This is a genomic window from Streptomyces sp. NPDC051207, assembly GCF_040682395.1.
In the GTDB taxonomy this organism is placed as follows: Bacteria; Actinomycetota; Actinomycetes; order Streptomycetales; family Streptomycetaceae; genus Streptomyces.
This window is the reverse complement of the sequence record NZ_JBFBAX010000004.1, coordinates 50386-66764: the sequence shown is the minus strand read 5'-3', so window position 1 is coordinate 66764 and position 16379 is coordinate 50386. Positions and strand designations below refer to the sequence as shown.

The 16379-nt window shown below is 69.9% G+C and carries 10 protein-coding genes, 1 tRNA gene and 2 pseudogenes; 10 read left to right on the top strand and 3 right to left on the bottom strand.

What is annotated here, in order from left to right; genetic code table 11:
- Positions 1 to 283: 283 nt before the first annotated feature.
- From AB0M97_RS05505 to AB0M97_RS05495, 3 genes are read left to right on the top strand one after another with little or no spacing between them, the layout of a single operon-like run.
- Positions 284 to 2488 (top strand): UvrD-helicase domain-containing protein, encoded by a 2205-nt coding sequence (locus AB0M97_RS05505; RefSeq protein ID WP_365959419.1) that lies wholly within the window; start codon positions 284 to 286, stop codon positions 2486 to 2488.
- A gap of 48 nt (positions 2489 to 2536) precedes the next feature.
- Positions 2537 to 2941 (top strand): TetR family transcriptional regulator, encoded by a 405-nt coding sequence (locus tag AB0M97_RS05500; RefSeq protein WP_365959418.1) that lies wholly within the window; start codon positions 2537 to 2539, stop codon positions 2939 to 2941.
- Positions 2935 to 3129: a hypothetical protein gene (locus AB0M97_RS05495; protein WP_365959417.1), complete on the top strand. Its 195-nt coding sequence runs from the start codon at positions 2935 to 2937 to the stop codon at positions 3127 to 3129. Before AB0M97_RS05500 ends, AB0M97_RS05495 begins: the two co-directional genes overlap by 7 nt.
- A 24-nt stretch (positions 3130 to 3153) precedes the next feature.
- Here the strand turns inward: AB0M97_RS05495 and AB0M97_RS05490 are convergent.
- Together AB0M97_RS05490 and AB0M97_RS05485 are read right to left on the bottom strand one after the other, a co-directional pair.
- Positions 3154 to 4886: pseudogene (locus tag AB0M97_RS05490) on the bottom strand (ABC transporter ATP-binding protein).
- A 53-nt stretch (positions 4887 to 4939) separates the two neighbouring features.
- Positions 4940 to 6612: pseudogene (locus AB0M97_RS05485) on the bottom strand (ABC transporter ATP-binding protein).
- Between the two features lie 173 nt (positions 6613 to 6785).
- Between AB0M97_RS05485 and AB0M97_RS05480 the strand changes: the two are divergent.
- Positions 6786 to 7448, top strand: coding sequence for a TetR family transcriptional regulator (locus tag AB0M97_RS05480; RefSeq protein ID WP_365959416.1), 663 nt, complete (start codon positions 6786 to 6788; stop codon positions 7446 to 7448).
- Between the two features lie 876 nt (positions 7449 to 8324).
- Here AB0M97_RS05480 and AB0M97_RS05475 read toward each other — a convergent pair.
- A tRNA-Arg gene (locus tag AB0M97_RS05475) sits at positions 8325 to 8396 on the bottom strand.
- A gap of 542 nt (positions 8397 to 8938) precedes the next feature.
- Between AB0M97_RS05475 and AB0M97_RS05470 the strand changes: the two genes are divergently transcribed.
- The 6 genes from AB0M97_RS05470 to thrB all read left to right on the top strand — a co-directional run bounded on the left by AB0M97_RS05470 (position 8939) and on the right by thrB (position 16125).
- Positions 8939 to 9472 carry a response regulator gene (locus AB0M97_RS05470; protein WP_365959415.1) on the top strand — a complete coding sequence of 178 codons (534 nt, stop codon included), beginning with the start codon at positions 8939 to 8941 and terminating at the stop codon, positions 9470 to 9472.
- A 257-nt stretch (positions 9473 to 9729) separates the two neighbouring features.
- Complete coding sequence (nrtL, locus tag AB0M97_RS05465; RefSeq protein WP_365959414.1) at positions 9730 to 10878, top strand: ArgS-related anticodon-binding protein NrtL; 1149 nt, start codon at positions 9730 to 9732, stop codon at positions 10876 to 10878.
- 22 nt (positions 10879 to 10900) lie between these two features.
- Positions 10901 to 12292 carry a diaminopimelate decarboxylase gene (gene lysA / locus AB0M97_RS05460; protein ID WP_365959413.1) on the top strand — a complete coding sequence of 464 codons (1392 nt, stop codon included), beginning with the start codon at positions 10901 to 10903 and terminating at the stop codon, positions 12290 to 12292.
- Positions 12293 to 12473: 181 nt separating this feature from the next.
- Positions 12474 to 13763: a homoserine dehydrogenase gene (locus AB0M97_RS05455; protein WP_365959655.1), complete on the top strand. Its 1290-nt coding sequence runs from the start codon at positions 12474 to 12476 to the stop codon at positions 13761 to 13763.
- 6 nt (positions 13764 to 13769) lie between these two features.
- The gene (gene thrC / locus AB0M97_RS05450; RefSeq protein WP_365959412.1) at positions 13770 to 14828 is read left to right on the top strand and encodes a threonine synthase; all 1059 of its coding nucleotides are present in this window, start codon (positions 13770 to 13772) and stop codon (positions 14826 to 14828) included.
- A gap of 379 nt (positions 14829 to 15207) precedes the next feature.
- On the top strand, positions 15208 to 16125 hold the full coding sequence (gene thrB / locus AB0M97_RS05445; protein WP_365959411.1) for a homoserine kinase: 918 nt from the start codon (positions 15208 to 15210) through the stop codon (positions 16123 to 16125).
- Positions 16126 to 16379: the final 254 nt, after the last annotated feature.

Here is a 16379-nt window from a genome sequence, read left to right as displayed (position 1 = left end):
CCTCGCCCGTCGGCGTCGGCGTCGGATCGGGAAGCGGTGACGCCGTCCGCCTGGGCGACGCGATGTCCCGTGTCCGCATGCTTCGCGCCGTAGGGGTGGACGGCTCGCGTCACTGGGGGATGGGCGCGGCGATGCCTGATCGGCGTGCCCATGACCGCTTCCCGGTCATGACGGTGCTCAGCCTCGGCGTCACTGCGGCGAAGGTTGTTGACCTCGGTGGTGGTCACCATCGGTGCCCATCCGGGTTGGACGTCTACTCTACTGTCACGTCACAGTAGATTCGATGCGAACGCCTGAACCGGAGATTGCCTTGACGGACCTGCAGACGCGAGACGAAGAACAAGAGCGGCAGTACCTGGCCGAGACGGTGCGTCTGCTGGGGCGCGAGCTAGGGCGGCTCAGCGACTCCATCGACCGGACCGCCAGGGCCATCCAGGAGCAGAAGGAGTTCATGTGGGAGAACTGGCGTGACATGGACTTCGCCGAGAAGGCCGCCATGCGCACCGAGGTCAACACCTCCGTCGGCGTGGGCGACAGCGCCGTGACGGTGCGCCGGCATATCGAGCGCTTGCTGGAAACGCCCTATTTCGGGCGCGTGGACTTCCGCAGGGCGGACGACGGGGAAGGGAAGGGCCACTACATCGGCGTCCATGACTTCTCGGACCCCGAGACCCAAAAAATCCTGATCCACGACTGGCGGGCCCCGGTCTCCAGCCTCTACTACGACTTCGAGTTGGGTGAGGCGCATTTCGAGGCGCCGACTGGGACCGTCCACGGCACGATCACGGGCAAGCGCCAGTACAAGATTGCGGGCGATCGCCTTGAGTACATGTTCGACAGCGCGCTGACCATCGGCGACGAGGTTTTGCAGCGGGAGCTGAGCCAGTCCGCCGACGACAGGATGAAGAACATCGTCGCGACGATTCAGCGCGAGCAGAACGAGGTGATCCGCAACGAGACGGCGAAGGTACTGATCCTGCAGGGCGTGGCGGGCTCTGGGAAGACGTCGATCGCCCTGCACCGGGTGGCGTTCCTGCTCTACCGCTTCAAGGACTCCCTGTCGTCCGACAACGTCATGATCCTTTCCCCCAACAAGGTCTTCGGCGACTACATCGCAGGCGTCCTTCCCGAGCTGGGTGAGGAGCAGATCGCGGAGACCGGCTTCGAGGAGATCGCCGAGCGGTTCCTCGCCAAGGTGACGGAGTTCGAAACCTTCAGCGAGCAGGTGGTCAAGCTGCTCGACGGGGCGGACGAGGCGGCGGCCGAGCGGATGCGTTTCAAGGCGACGCCGGAGTTCGTCACCCTGCTCGACGCGTGGCTGGCCGAGCGCGGTGACGCGGACTTCGCCCCCCGGCAGATCGAGCAGAGGAACAAGCGGTTGTCGGAGGGCTGGGTCGCGGACGCCTTCGCGGCCTCGCGGGGTCTGCCCGTCTTCACCCGGCTGGACCTGCTCGCCGAGAGCGCCTCGAACACCCTGCGCCAGGAGGTGCTGGACAAGGGCGGCAAGTGGTCGGCGGCGGACAGCCACGGTATCCGCAGGCAGGTGCGCGCCATGTTCCCGCACAAGGACGCGTTCGCCCTGTACAAGGCGTTCTACCAGGACCCTGAGCGCAAGGGCCTGTTCAAGCCGCTGGGCCGGAAGAAGATCGAGTACGCGGATGTCTTCCCGCTGGTCTACACCATGATCAGGACGTCCCGGCAGGAGGGCTACGGCCGCATCCGGCATCTCCTGGTGGACGAGATGCAGGACTACACGCCCGTGCAGTACTCGGTGCTGCGTGAGCTGTTCTCCTGCAAGATGACGATCCTCGGGGACGCCAACCAGTCGGTGAACCCGTTCAGTTCCTCGTCGCTGCCGGTGATCCGCGGTATCTTCCCCGAGGCGGACTGTCTGGAGCTGTGCAGGAGCTACCGCTCCACGGCCGAGATCACGGATTTCGCCCAGCATATCTCGCGCAACGACAAGCTCGTCCCGATCGAGCGGCACGGGCTGCCGCCCCAGGTCGTCGCCGCTGCGGACCGCGAGGCGCAGGAGGCGCAGATTTTGGCCCTGATCGAGCGGCACCGGCAGAGCGAGTACCGCTCCCTCGGCATCGTCTGTAAGACCGTCGCGCAGGCGCGGGAGCTGTACCGGACCCTGTCGGCGGCGGGCGTCGAGCTGGCCTTCCTCGACTACGACAGCACGGAGTTCAGCGCCGGTACCGTGATCACCTCGGCGCACATCGCCAAGGGGCTGGAGTTCGACACCGTGATCGTCCCCGGCGTGGACGACACGAACTACGCCAGCGAGATGGACAAGGGCATGCTCTACATCGCCTGTACCAGGGCCATGCACGAGCTTCATCTGACCCACGTCGGGCCGCTCTCGCGCTTCTTGGCGTTCACCAAGGACCGCAGAGGCCGTCTCGGTGTTGTCGACCCGGAGACGGCGGAAATCCTCCCGATCATGCGACCGCCGCACGAGTGGGCTGAGCCCGGCAAGGAGTGACCCCGCCAAGCAGGAGACCCGGCGCCTGCTGTTCCGCACGGCCCTAGATTGTTCGAGGAGCGTGGGTTCGACAGCGTCTCTGTCGCCGAGGTCGCGGCGGCCGCCAACGTGTCCAAGAAGACGGTGTTCAACTACTTCGCTGAACGAGAGTGCAAGGAAGACCTCGTCCTGGGCGCGGGCAAGCACCACATCGTCGAACCCGCCGCGGTGGTGCGGGAACGCAAGCCCGGCCAGACCCCGCACGGCGCCATGCGCGAGTACCTGCTGACCGCCCTGGCCGAGCGGCAGCCCATGACCGGCCTGAGTGACCTCCCGCACGTCCTGCGCATCCAGCGGCTGCTGAGCAGCACGCCCGCCCTGGTCGCCAGGAATCTGCAGTACCGCGAGGAGAGCCGGAGGCTGCTGGCCGAGGCGCTGGTGGAGGAGGGGCCTCGGAGGTCTCCGCCTTGTTGATCGCCACTCAGCTGCTCGCCGTCCAGGACATCCTCGCGGCCGACAACGGCCGCCGCGTCGCGGCCGGCGAGACCCCGGACGAGGTCTATCCCGACGCGGTGGCCGCGACCGAGCACGCCTTCCGCATGGTGGAGCGGGGGCTGGGCGACCTGCTGCGCCGGCCGGGCGACTCCACCTCGAGTACGTGAACGGACCGCAGGCGGCCTACAAGGTCATGGAATCTCGTCGGGCGCCTGCGTGAACTGGGCGTTGTACAGCCGTGCGTAAGCCCCGTCGGCCGCGACGAGCTGGTCGTGCGCGCCCTGTTCGACGATGCGCCCGGCGTCCATCACCAGGATGGTGTCAGCGTCGCGGATGGTGGACAGGCGGTGGGCGATGACGAAGCTGGTGCGGTCGGCGCGAAGGGAGGCCATGGCCTCTGGACGAGGAGTTCGGTGCGGGTGTCGACCGAGCTGGTGGCCTCGTCGAGGATGAGGAGGGCGGGTCTGGTGAGGAAAGCCCGGGCGATGGTGATGAGTTGTCTCTCGCCCGCGCTGAGTTCTGCTCCTTCGTCGTCGATGACGGTGTCGTAGCCGTCGGGCAGGGTCCGGATGAATCGGTCGGCGTGCGCCTCCTGGGCGGCCTGGACGATCTGGGCCCGGTCGGCGCTGCTGTCGCCGTAGGCGATGTTCTCGGCGATGGTCCCGGAGAACAGCCAGGTGTCCTGGAGCACCATCCCGATGCGGCCGCGCAGCTCACCGCGCGGCATACGGGAGATGTCCGTGCCGTCGAGGGTGATCCGCCCGGCCGTGGGCTCGTAGAACCGCATCAGCAACTGGACGAGGGTGGTCTTGCCGGCGCCGGTGGGCCCCACGACGGCGACGGTCTCACCCGGCTCCACCGTGAGGGAGAGCTTTTCGATGAGCGGCTTGTGCGGCTCGTAGCGAAAGGACACCTGCTCGAAGGTCACGCGGCCTCTGACCTGCGCGGGCCGTAGGGGCGACAGCGTGTCGGGGCGTTCCTCTTCGCTGTCGAGGAGGTCGAAGACCCGCTCGGCGGAGGCCACGCCGGACTGGAGGAGGTTGGCATACGCGGCGATCTGCGTGAGGGGGCTGTTGAGCTGGAGCGTGTAGCTGATGAATGCCTGGACGTCGCCGATGGTCATCGTTCCGGAGGCAACTCGCAGCCCGCCGAGGACAGCGATAAGGACGTAATTCAGGTGGCCGATGAAGGCCAGGGCGGGTTCGATGACGCCGGAGAGGAACTGCGCGGTGAGGCCGGCCCGGTAGACGTTCTCGTTGTGGTCGGCGAAGGTGCTGATCGCCTCGTGCTGCCGACCGTGGGCCTTGACCAGAGCGTGGCCGCTGTACATCTCCTCGGCGTGCGCGCTCAGCGTGCCGGTGGCGGCCCATTGGTGCACGAAGTGCGGCTGTGCGCGCTGCGCGATCCGCTTCGCGACCAGCCCGGCCGCCGGTACGGACACCAGGGCCACGAGGGTGAGGAACGGCGAGATCACCAGCATCATCGTCAGGGTGCCGAGGACCGGGAGAATGGCCGCCACCAGTCCGCCGAGGGACTGCTGAAGGGTCTGGGAGATGTTGTCGATGTCGTTGGTGATACGCGAGAGGACCTCGCCACGGGGCTGCCGGTCGAAATGGGCCAGCGGCAGTCGGGTCAGCTTGGCGGCGGACCGCTCCCGCAGGCGGTACGCCACGCGCTGGGATATCCGCACCGACAACTGCCCCCGGACAAAAGCGAAGAAGACGGAGCCGACGACGAGTCCGGCGGCGACCAGCAGACAACGCCCGACCCGTGCCAAGTCGACGCCACCCGCGCTCGCGCCGTCGACGATGAGGTCGGTGACCTGGCCGAGCAGCAGCGGAAGGACCATGGTCAGGGCGATCGTGGCGACGCCCGCGAGGACGGTGGCGATCACCAGGGCCCGGTCGGCTCGCATCTCCCGCAGCAGCCGCAGGCCGGTAGCCCGCAAGCGCAGCGCCTTGTCGGCGCTCTCGTCACTCACGCGGCCTCCTCCTCGGTGAGCTGGGACAGAGCGATCTCCCGGTAGCTGGCGTTGCCCGCCAGCAACTCGCTGTGGACGCCAGTGCCGACGATGTGGCCCTCGTCCAGCACGACGATGCGGTGCGCGTCGCGGATGGCGGCCACACGCTGCGCGACGAGGACGACGGCGGCGCCGGCCAGGGCGTCCTTGAGCGCCGCGCGCAGGGCGGTCTCGGTGCCGTGGTCAAGGGCGGAGAAGCAGTCGTCGAAGAGGTAGATCTCCGGCCGGGCGACCAGCGTCCGGGCGATGCACAACCGCTGCCGCTGGCCCCCGGAGACGTTGTGCCCGCCCTGACCGATCGGCGCACCCAGCCGCTCGGGCAGCGCTTCGACGAAGTCGCGCGCCTGGGCGATCTCCAGAGCGCGCCAGAGCTCCTCGTCGGTGGCCTGCGGGTTGCCGTAGTGGAGGTTGGAAGCGATGGTGCCGGAGAAGAGGTAGGGCTTCTGCGGCACATGGCCGACTGTGGCCGCGAGGACGGCCGGGTCCAAGTCGCGGACATCGACGCCGTTGACCTGGACGGAGCCCCGGTCGGGGTCGAACAGGCGCGGCACCAGGCTCAGGAGGGTTGACCTGCCCGCGCCGGTGGAACCGATGACGGCGGTCGTCTCGCCGGGACGGGCGATCAGATCGACACCGCGCAGCACAGATTCCTCGGCACCCGGGTAGCGGACCTCCACAGCCCATATCTCCAACAGCCCCCGGCCGCTTCGGAGCGGGACGGGCGTGGCAGGAGCGCGGACACCGGTCTCGGTGTCGAGCACCTCCGTGATGCGCCGGGCGCAGACAACGGCGCGCGGCGCCGCGAGGAAGCCAGCCGCAGCGATCAGCACGGCCTGCAGGATCTGCAACGGGTAGTGCAGGAAGGCGAGGAGCGAACCGACCGGCATGGCCCCGTCGTCGACCCGGTGCCCGGCGAACCACAGCACGAGAACAGCGGCCCCGTCCATGACCAGCATGACCGCCGGCTTCATCAGGGCCATCAGTCGTCCCAGCCGCAGCGAAGCTGCGGTGAGCTGCGCGTTGGCGTCGGCGAACCGGGCCCGCTCGTGGTCTTCCCGGACGTAGGCCCGGATGACGCGGATTCCCGAGAGCTGTTCCCGCACGATGCTGTTGACGCGGTCGATGCGTCCCTGAAGGACCCGGGAGACAGGCCCCGCCCGCCCGATGATCAGAGTCAGGACGCCGGCGAGTACGGGCAGGACGGCCAGCAACACCAGTGACATGAGGACGTCCTGACCGAGCGCCAGAACCAGACCGCCGATCCCCATGACCGGGGCGACCACCACCATGGTGAGCGCCATCAGCACCAGCATCTGGACCTGCTGGACGTCATTGGTGGTACGGGTGAGGAGCGACGACGGCCCGAACCGCCCTACCTCACGCACGGACAGGCCCTGGACCTTGCGGAACACCACGGCGCGCAGGTCACGGCCCACCCCCGCGGCGATACGCGCACTGAAGTACACCGCCAGGGCGGAGCACACGACCTGCACCACGGTGACCGCGAGCATCACGGCCCCGGTGCGCAGGACGTAGCCGCTGTCCCCTCGGCCACACCGTTGTCGATGACGTCGGCGTTCAGCGTCGGCAGCCAGAGTGTCGCGAGCGTCTGTGCCAGCTGCAGCGCCATCACCACCTTGCCTGCGTAGGGACGCGACGCGCGCGTAAGAGCCGGCAGAGCAAGGCAACCCCCAGGAATCCCTCGACGCGCGGACATAGCGCTACCAAGGCGACTATGCCACACGAGGCAAAGTAAACCCAGTGGCAAATTACCTTGGGGTGCGGACGGCTACACTCGGCCGCATGGTGCCGGACTCCTCCTCCCCTCCCTTTGCGCAACTCCCGCTCCGGGAGCGGAAGAAGCTGCGCACCCGTCGCGCGCTGGCGGAGACGGCGCTGGCACTCTTCACTGAGCGGGGCTTCGACGCGGTGTCACTCAACGAGATCGTCGACACCGTCGAAATCTCCAAGCGGACGTTCTTCCGCCACTACGCCTCGAAGGAAGACGTGGCGATCGCCGCCGAGGCGGAGCTGTGGGACGCCTACATCGAAGCCCTCACCCGCACCGAACTCGACGGCTCCGTGCTCACCGCCCTCCACACGACGCTGATCTCCACGATCCACGGCATGCGCGGCGACTGGGAGAAACGCTTCCTGCGCACCCGCAGGCTTATCGCCGGCTCCGCCGCCCTGCGCAAGCACAGCACCATGCTGTCCTTCCAGGCCCAGGAACGCCTGGTCGAGGAACTGGAGAAGCAACTCGGCACGGACAGCCGCTGGGACGTACGGCTGCGGCTGCTGGGCGAAGTCACCCTCGGCGTCTACCGGTGCGGCGCCAAGAACTGGTCCGCCGGCCGCGGCGAAGACGGCGACACCGGCTACGGCCGCCGCGCCACCCTCGCCCGCCGCGTACAAGAGGCATTCGCCGAGGTCCCCGCCGCCCTGGACCTGACCATCTCCCGATGACGGCCACCACGCCGAGCGGTGCGCCTGCGGCCAGCGCTGGACGATCGGTATTCGGAAGCTGTCCCGCGCGGATCAGTCGGGTCGGCGACGTGTTCTCCGGCGGACGCGGCGGCTTCGGTCCGGCTTCAACCTGACCGGTCATCCAGCACTCTCGTGCCCGGCCGCTGCACGGCGCTCCGCCGCCAGGAGCCTGGGCACTGAGAGGGCGGCGAGCCAGTTCCACACGGAGGCGGAGATGCTGGCGCGCTGTATGCGGCTTTTCCTGGACATACCGGAGCGATTGCCCAACACGGGTAGCCCCTCGCGAGAGGATGATGGACAGGTATACGAGGAGCTGGTGACGCGGCTGCGGAAGTGCTGGGTGCAAGTCGATGAGCGGTGCGAGGATCTTGCGCCGGGAACTGGGAGCAGCCGAGGAGTCCGCCCGTTACCTGCACGCGCATTTGGCCCGGTTGCTGGATGCGCCGGTACAGCATCGAAGGCGCTCCGGTGAACGCAGCTGCCCCCGCCGGCGCTTCCATCCACATCCGGAGCCGGAGTGGCGGCACCAGAGCCGAAACGGCAACGACCCACCAGACCGCTTACGTTTCCGTGTGGCGTCAGCCACATTCAGGCAGGTCAGAAGCGGTTCTCGGCGCGAAGGCCACGTTTCTCTCCAGATCCGTGCCAGGGTCCGAACTTTGTCGTCAGTATGGCTGCCGAGCACCTCGCGAAGTGGCTTTGACCTTCGGAAATCCGTCAACCGCGAGTGCTGGCCAGGTTGTTCGCGACGCTACGGGGCTGAAAAAGAGCAACGGTCAAAAGACCGTGTGCGTTTCGGCGTGTACGCAAAAACTCCCGACCTGTATTTCTGCAGGCCAGAAGCTTTTCCCGGAGTGCCCCCGGCAGGATTCGAACCTGCGCACACGGCTCCGGAGGCCGTTGCTCTATCCCCTGAGCTACGGGGGCGTGTCGCGGCGCTTGCGTTGCTCGCGGCGACGGGTAGAACACTACCAGCTCCTTCGGGGTGGTCATGAACTGGTTTCTCGCACGTCGGGACGTTCCCGGCTGCGGCCCTGGCCTCGTGGTCGGCTTCGTCCGGGCTTCGCCATCCGCGTCCGTGTGTCTCCGCCGTCCCGACCGGGAATGGCTCCGCCGTCTCCTCCGTGCCGCCTCAGTCATCCGCGTCCTCCTGGCTCTGCCGTCCCGTCCGTCGGCCGCGCATGCACCCGTCGCTCCGTCGTTCACGCCACCTTCTGCAGTTCCGTGGTTCCCGCGTGCCTCCCCGGCCCCGCGCGCCTCCCCCCGATCCCCCCCCCGGTCCCGCCGGCCTCCCCGTCCCGCGCTTCTCCCTCCCGCCCAAGTCACCCGCAAGCCCTCATCGCCGCCTCGGCCACCCCAGCCCCCGTCCTTCCGTCGGCCCTCCTCACGCCCCAGCCCTCCCGCCACCCCCCGCAACCCACCCCCCGCCGCGTCAGCATGAATGCCCGCATCCCCCGCACGGGGTGGAAGTGGGGAAAACCCGGACGCGCTGGCCGGTGTCGACCTACTCTCGAGTTGTGCCAGGCGCTTCGGGCCGGGTCCTCGTTGTGGACGACAACAAGGTCATCCGGCAGCTGATCAGGGTCAATCTCGAGCTCGAAGGGCTCGAGGTCGTGACCGCGGCCGATGGTGCCGAGTGTCTTGAAGTCGTCCATCAGGTGCGGCCCGACGTCGTCACCCTGGACGTCGTCATGCCCCGGCTCGACGGCATCCGGACCGCCGCGCGGCTGCGTGCCGATCCGCTTACCCGTGACCTTCCCCTCGCCATCGTCAGCGCGTGCACGCAGTTCGACGTCGATGCCGGCCTCGACGTCGGCGTCGACGCCTTCCTCGCCAAGCCCTTCGAGCCCGCCGAACTCGTCCGCGTCGTCCGGCAGCTGGTCGAGCGGAAGGGGCAGCGGGGGCACGGTGAGGGTGGCCCGGCCGGTGCCGACAGTTCCGGTGGTTCCTCCGGGTGCGGGAGCGTCCTCGGGGCCGGGGAGGCCGAGCCCGCCGGCAGCTGACGTCGCGCGAGCCCGCCAGCAGTAGCTTGACGCCTCCCGATGCGTCGGCAGCCGACCCCTCCCGATGTCGTCGGCAGCTGACGCCCCCCGATGCCCCCGCCGTCGCCGTCGAGCGAGCCACCGTCACGGCGACACCCGCGCACATCGCCCGCCCGCGCCAAGAAGCCGACCCCCTGCGCGCGCCCGTCCCGTCCACATCCCGGGACCCGCCCAAACTGGTTGGCCTACCCACCCCCCTCCTCCCCTACGCTTGTCCCGTGACCCCCGTCGAGCTCTCCCGCACCGTGCTGCACGCCGTGCGCCGTGCTGTCGACGGGGGAGAGCTGAGCGTGACCCTTCCTGAGCGTGTCGTGGTCGGGCCGCCCGGGCCCGGTGGGTGTGGTGACTACGCCACCAACGTCGCCCTCCAGCTCGCCCGGCCCGCCGGGCAGCCGCCCCTGCGCGTCGCGGGCATCCTCAAGGCCCACCTCCTGGACCTCGGCCCCGGTCACGCCATCGAGGATGTGGTGGTCACCCCTCCCGGGTTCCTCAACATCCGGCTCCGTGACAGTGCCCCCGCCGCCCTCGTCGCGGAGATCCTGCGGTGTGGCCCCCGGTACGGGCACGTCACCGATGCCGATGCCGATGCCGACGCCGGCACCCGTCGTGCCGTCTCCCTCCACGCCCCCGGCGAAGTCCGCGCCCTCGTCGTCATGGACGTCGTCGCCCGGCTGCTGCGGGCCCGGGGCGCCGACGTGCGCACCAGCTGCCACGCGCCGCCCGAGTCCCACTGGGTTCGGATCCTCGGTCTCGACGGCCACCAGCGTCATCAAACCGTCCAGGCCCCCCGCAGCACCCTCCGCGCCCACCCCCCGATGCGTATCCAGCCCGCCCCCGCCCCTGCGGACCCCACCCCCCTCGGCCGCGACGCCGCCCGCTGGGCGCTGCTGCACCCCGCGTCCCACGACCGGCCCCGCATCGGCGAGGAGCATCTCGTCCAGCGGGAGAGCAACCCCCTCTTCCGCGTGCGGTACGCCCACGCCCGCACCCGCGCCCTCCTCCGCAACGCCGCCGACCTCGGCTTCACCCCCGAGCCCGGCCCCCTGGCCGGCCCCAGCACCGGCGCTCGAACGGCCGGCCCGGGCAACAGCCCCCGAGAGGCCACCCCCGCCCCCCTCCTCACCACCCTCGCCATCCACCCCCGCATCCTCGCCACCGCCGCCACCGCGCACGCCCCCGATCGTCTTGCCCGGCACCTCGTCGACGTCGCCGATGCCGTGCTGTCCTTCCTGCCCGCCGTACTGCCCGTCGGTGAGGAGAAACCCTCGGCCGCCCACCGTGCCCGGCTCGCGCTTGCCGAAGCGGCCGGGGCGGTGCTGGCCGGCGGCCTGTCCCTGCTCGGCATCGACGCACCCGACCACCTCTGAGACGTAGAGAGTCACCGGATAAATGAGCCGTTCCGCACACCCCGCCGGGCCCCGTCACGCCGACGTCCTCCCCGAGGGGCACTACACCGCCCCGCCCACCGATCTCAACGCCCTCGACCCCAAGGTGTGGGCGCAGACCGTCACGCGCGACGAGGACGGCGTCCTCACCGTCGGCGGCATCGACGTCAAGCGCGTCGCCGAGGAGTTCGGCACCCCCGCCTACGTGCTGGACGAGGCCGATTTCCGGGCCCGTGCCCGCGCCTGGCGCTCCGCCTTCGGGCCCGACGCCGATGTCTTCTACGCCGGCAAGGCGTTCCTCTCGCGTGCCGTCGTGCGGTGGCTGAACGAGGAAGGGCTCAATCTCGACGTCTGCTCCGGGGGCGAGCTGACCACCGCCCTGTCCGCGGGTATGCCCGCCGAGCGGATCGCCTTCCACGGCAACAACAAGAGCGCGGGGGAGATCCGGCGCGCGGTCGAGGCCGGGGTCGGGCGGATCGTGCTCGACTCCTTCCAGGAGATCGTGCGCGTCGCCCACATCGCCCAGGAGCTCGGCACGCGGCAGCGGGTGCAGATTCGCGTGACGGTCGGCGTGGAGGCGCACACCCACGAGTTCATCGCCACCGCGCACGAGGACCAGAAGTTCGGTATCCCGCTCGCCGGGGGGCAGGCCGCCGAGGCCGTGCGGCGGGCGTTGCAGCTCGACGGCCTGGAGCTGATCGGCATCCACTCGCACATCGGGTCGCAGATCTTCGACATGTCCGGGTTCGAGGTCGCCGCCCACCGGGTGGTGGGACTGCTCAGGGACATCCGGGACGAGCACGGGGTCGAGCTGCCCGAGATCGACCTCGGCGGCGGGCTCGGCATCGCCTACACCAGCGACGACGACCCGCGCGAGCCGCACGAGATCGCCAAGGCGCTGAACGAGATCGTCGTCCGCGAGTGCGAGTCCGCCCGGCTGCGCACGCCCCGGATCTCCGTCGAGCCCGGCCGGGCCATCGCCGGGCCCACCGCCTTCACGCTGTACGAGGTCGGCACGGTCAAGCAGCTCGACGGGCTGCGCACGTACGTCTCCGTCGACGGCGGCATGTCGGACAACATCCGTACGGCGCTGTACGACGCCGAGTACACCGTCGTGCTCGCCTCCCGGGTCTCCGACGCGGGGCCGGTGCTGACGAGGGTGGTCGGCAAGCACTGCGAGAGCGGTGACATCGTGGTGCGGGACGCGTTCCTGCCGGCCGACCTGGCACCCGGTGACCTGATCGCGGTGGCGGCGACCGGTGCGTACTGCCGGTCGATGGCCAGCAACTACAACCACGTGCCGCGCCCGCCGGTCGTCGCCGTCCGCGAGGGCGAGGCGCGGGTGATCGTCCGCCGTGAGACGGAGGAGGACCTCCTGCGCCTCGACGTCGGATGACGGGGCCGTGGCCGCCTGACCAAGGCAGACGTGCGGCCGTCGGAAGATCTTCGGTCTCCCCGGCCGCCGAAATGAAATAGACGTCTCACGATCCGGACGAGGCGCAGGAAGTCCCGTCCGGTGAGTGAGACTGGTTCCACCGTATTCGCGTATTCGGTATGTGAGGAAACGAGGTCGGATGATGCGTACGCGTCCGCTGAAGGTGGCGCTGCTGGGCTGTGGAGTGGTCGGCTCAGAGGTGGCGCGCATCATGACGACGCACGCCGACGACCTCGCCGCCAGGATCGGGGCGCCCGTCGAGCTCGCGGGAGTCGCCGTGCGGCGGCCCTCCAAGGCGCGCGAGGGCATCGACCCCTCCCTCATCACCACCGACGCCACCGCCCTGGTCAAACGCGGTGACATCGACGTGGTGGTCGAGGTCATCGGTGGCATCGAGCCCGCCCGCGCGCTCATCACCACCGCCTTCGAGCACGGCGCCTCCGTGGTGTCCGCCAACAAGGCGCTGCTCGCCCAGGACGGCGCCGCCCTGCACGCCGTCGCCGACGAGCACGGCAAGGACCTCTACTACGAGGCCGCCGTCGCCGGCGCGATCCCGCTGATCCGGCCGCTGCGCGAGTCCCTCGCCGGCGACAAGATCAACCGCGTCATGGGCATCGTCAACGGCACGACCAACTTCATCCTCGACAAGATGGACTCCACGGGCGCCGGCTACCAGGAGGCCCTGGACGAGGCCACCGCGCTCGGCTACGCGGAGGCCGACCCGACCGCCGACGTCGAGGGCTTCGACGCCGCCGCCAAGACCGCCATCCTCGCCGGTATCGCCTTCCACACGCGCGTGCGCCTCGACGACGTCTACCGCGAGGGCATGACCGAGGTCACCGCGGCCGACTTCGCCTCCGCCAGGGAGATGGGCTGCACCATCAAGCTGCTCGCCATCTGCGAGCGGGCCGCCGACGGCGCCTCCGTCACCGCACGCGTGCACCCGGCGATGATCCCGCTCAGCCACCCGCTCGCCTCCGTGCGCGGCGCCTACAACGCCGTGTTCGTGGAGTCCGACGCCGCCGGCCAGCTCATGTTCTACGGCCCCGGCGCCGGGGGCTCGCCCACCGCCTCCGCCGTGCTCGGCGACCTGGTCGCCGTGTGCCGCAACCGGCTCAGCGGCTCGACCGGCCCCGGCGAGTCCGCGTACGCCGCGCTGCCCGTGTCGCCCATGGGCGATGTCGTCACGCGCTACCACATCAGTCTGGACGTGGCCGACAAACCGGGTGTCCTCGCCCAGGTGGCCACCGTCTTCGCCGAGCACGGCGTGTCCATCGACACGGTTCGGCAGCAGGGCAAGGACGGGGAGGCCTCCCTCGTCGTCGTCACCCACCGTGCGTCCGACGCCGCCCTCGGCGGAACCGTCGAGGCGTTGCGCAAGCTCGACACCGTGCGCGGTGTCGCCAGCATCATGCGGGTTGAAGGAGAGTAACCAGCAATGACCCACCAGTGGCGCGGCATCATCGAGGAGTACCGGGACAGGCTGCCGGTTTCCGACACCACGCCGGTCGTGACGCTCCGCGAGGGCGGCACGCCCCTCGTGCCCGCGCAGGTGCTCTCCGAGCGCACGGGCTGCGAGGTCCACCTCAAGGTGGAGGGCGCCAACCCGACCGGGTCCTTCAAGGACCGCGGCATGACCATGGCCATCTCCAGGGCGAAGGAGGAGGGGGCCAAGGCCGTCATCTGCGCCTCCACCGGCAACACGTCGGCCTCCGCCGCCGCCTACGCCGTGCGCGCCGGGATGGTCTGCGCCGTCCTCGTGCCGCAGGGCAAGATCGCGCTCGGCAAGATGGGCCAGGCCCTGGTGCACGGCGCGAAGATCCTCCAGGTCGACGGCAACTTCGACGACTGCCTCACCCTCGCGCGCGGGCTCAGCGACAACTACCCCGTGGCGCTGGTGAATTCGGTCAATCCGGTGCGTATCGAGGGCCAGAAGACGGCCGCGTTCGAAATCGTCGACATGCTCGGCGACGCACCCGACCTCCACGTCCTGCCGGTGGGCAACGCGGGCAACATCACCGCCTACTGGAAGGGCTACACGGAGTACGCCGCCGACGGCGTCGCCACGCGCACCCCGCGCATGTGGGGCTTCCAGGCCTCCGGCTCGGCGCCCATCGTGCGCGGAGAGGTGGTCAAGGACCCGTCCACGATCGCCACCGCCATCCGCATCGGCAATCCGGCCTCCTGGCAGTACGCCCTGGCCGCGCGCGACGAGTCCGGCGGCGTCATCGACGAGGTGACCGACCGTGAGATCCTGCGCGCCTACCGGCTGTTGGCCGCGCAGGAGGGCGTCTTCGTGGAGCCCGCGTCCGCCGCGTCCGTCGCCGGCCTGCTGAAGGCCGCCGAGCAGGGCAAGGTCGACCCGGGGCAGAGGATCGTGTGCACCGTCACGGGCAACGGCCTGAAGGACCCGGACTGGGCCGTCGCCGGCGCGCCGCAGCCGGTCACCGTCCCCGTCGACGCCGCCGCCGCGGCCGAGCGCCTCGGTCTGGTCTGAGAGTCAGGACCTCAGGCCTGAGTGTCCGGTCCGAGGGCCGGGTCGGAAGGCCTGATCCGGGAGCCGGTACGCGTCCGACGCACACGCACGCGTGGGACGCGTAAGACGGCGCTTACCTGGGGAAGTCTCCCTACGGGGGGTGCACAGGGGGCTTGCGACACGCATCGTGCGCCTCCTGTGCGCCCTATGTCCTGACGGAACCTTCCTTCGATAGGCTGTACCGAACCCGCCCGCCGCATATGCCGCGGTGCCGCGCCGTCCCCGCGGCCGACGCGGCCGGTTCCCCGGCCGACAGCGCGGCCCCCGGGTTCTCGTACACCATCGGATGCCGATTGCACGTCGTCCGACAGTCACGCAGCTCAAGGAGAGTCAACGAGCGATGGCCGGTCCAGCGTTCCGCGCCGCCGCCGTCCGGGTGCGCGTCCCCGCCACCAGCGCCAACCTCGGCCCGGGCTTCGACGCCCTCGGCCTCGCGCTGGGGCTCTACGACGACGTGGTCGTCCGGGTGGCCGACTCCGGGCTGCACATCGACATCGCGGGCGAGGGCAGCGAGACCCTGCCGCGCGACGAGAACCACCTGCTCGTCCGCTCCCTGCGCACCGCGTTCGACGTCCTCGGCGGTCAGCCGCGCGGGCTGGAGATCGTCTGCGCCAACCGCATTCCGCACGGCCGGGGCCTCGGCTCCTCCTCGGCCGCCATCTGCGCCGGGATCGTCGCCGCCCGCGCGGTGACCATAGGCGGCGAGGCCCGCCTCGACGACGCGGGCCTGCTGGAGCTGGCGACCGAGATCGAGGGCCACCCGGACAACGTGGCGGCCTGTCTGCTCGGCGGTTTCACCCTGTCCTGGATGGAGTCCGGCGCGGCCCGTGCGATCAGGATGGAACCCGCCGATTCCGTCGTTCCAGTGGTTTTCGTCCCCGGGAAGCCGGTGCTCACCGAGACCGCCCGCGGCCTGCTGCCGCGTTCCGTGCCGCATGTCGACGCCGCCGTCAACGCGGGCCGCGCCGCCCTGCTCGTCGAGGCCCTCACCCGGCGCCCCGAGCTGCTGCTGCCCGCCACCGAGGACCGCCTCCACCAGGAGTACCGCGCCCCCGCCATGCCCGAGAGCGCGGCGCTGGTCGAGCGGCTGCGGTCGGTCGGCATCCCCGCGGTCATCTCCGGCGCCGGGCCCACGGTCATGGCGCTGGCCGACGCCGGCACCGCCGACAAGGTCGAAGCGCTGGCGGGCGAGGACTGGGCGGCCAACCGGCTCGGCCTCGATCTGCGGGGAGCGAGCGTGCTGCCGCTTGCCACCTGACACACGGTTGCCGGATTTCGAGAGGGGGAATGTTTGTTGGATCCGGTAGTGTTAATCTCAAGTCTGCACCCGACCCCACCGTGGCGAGGTGCCTTGTGTCCCCGTCCGGGACAGACATTCTTCCGGGAGCCCCCCAAGTCGCACTGTGTTCGGTACCTCGTATGCGGGAAGTACGCGGTACGTGAGCACTGAGCGGCCCGCCGGGCACGCTCCGGAGCAGGTGCGACCACGCCACGTGACACTCGCTGCCACGG

Bases quoted from the DNA above. Each gene is read 5' to 3' on its own strand.
- thrC (WP_365959412.1), top strand. From the start codon at position 13,770: ATGACCCACCAGTGGCGCGGCATCATCGAGGAGTACCGGGACAGGCTG.
- thrB (WP_365959411.1), top strand. From the start codon at position 15,208: ATGGCCGGTCCAGCGTTCCGCGCCGCCGCCGTCCGGGTGCGCGTCCCC.
- AB0M97_RS05480 (WP_365959416.1), top strand. From the start codon at position 6,786: ATGGTGCCGGACTCCTCCTCCCCTCCCTTTGCGCAACTCCCGCTCCGG.
- lysA (WP_365959413.1), top strand. From the start codon at position 10,901: ATGAGCCGTTCCGCACACCCCGCCGGGCCCCGTCACGCCGACGTCCTC.
- AB0M97_RS05455 (WP_365959655.1), top strand. From the start codon at position 12,474: ATGCGTACGCGTCCGCTGAAGGTGGCGCTGCTGGGCTGTGGAGTGGTC.
- AB0M97_RS05505 (WP_365959419.1), top strand. From the start codon at position 284: ATGCGAACGCCTGAACCGGAGATTGCCTTGACGGACCTGCAGACGCGA.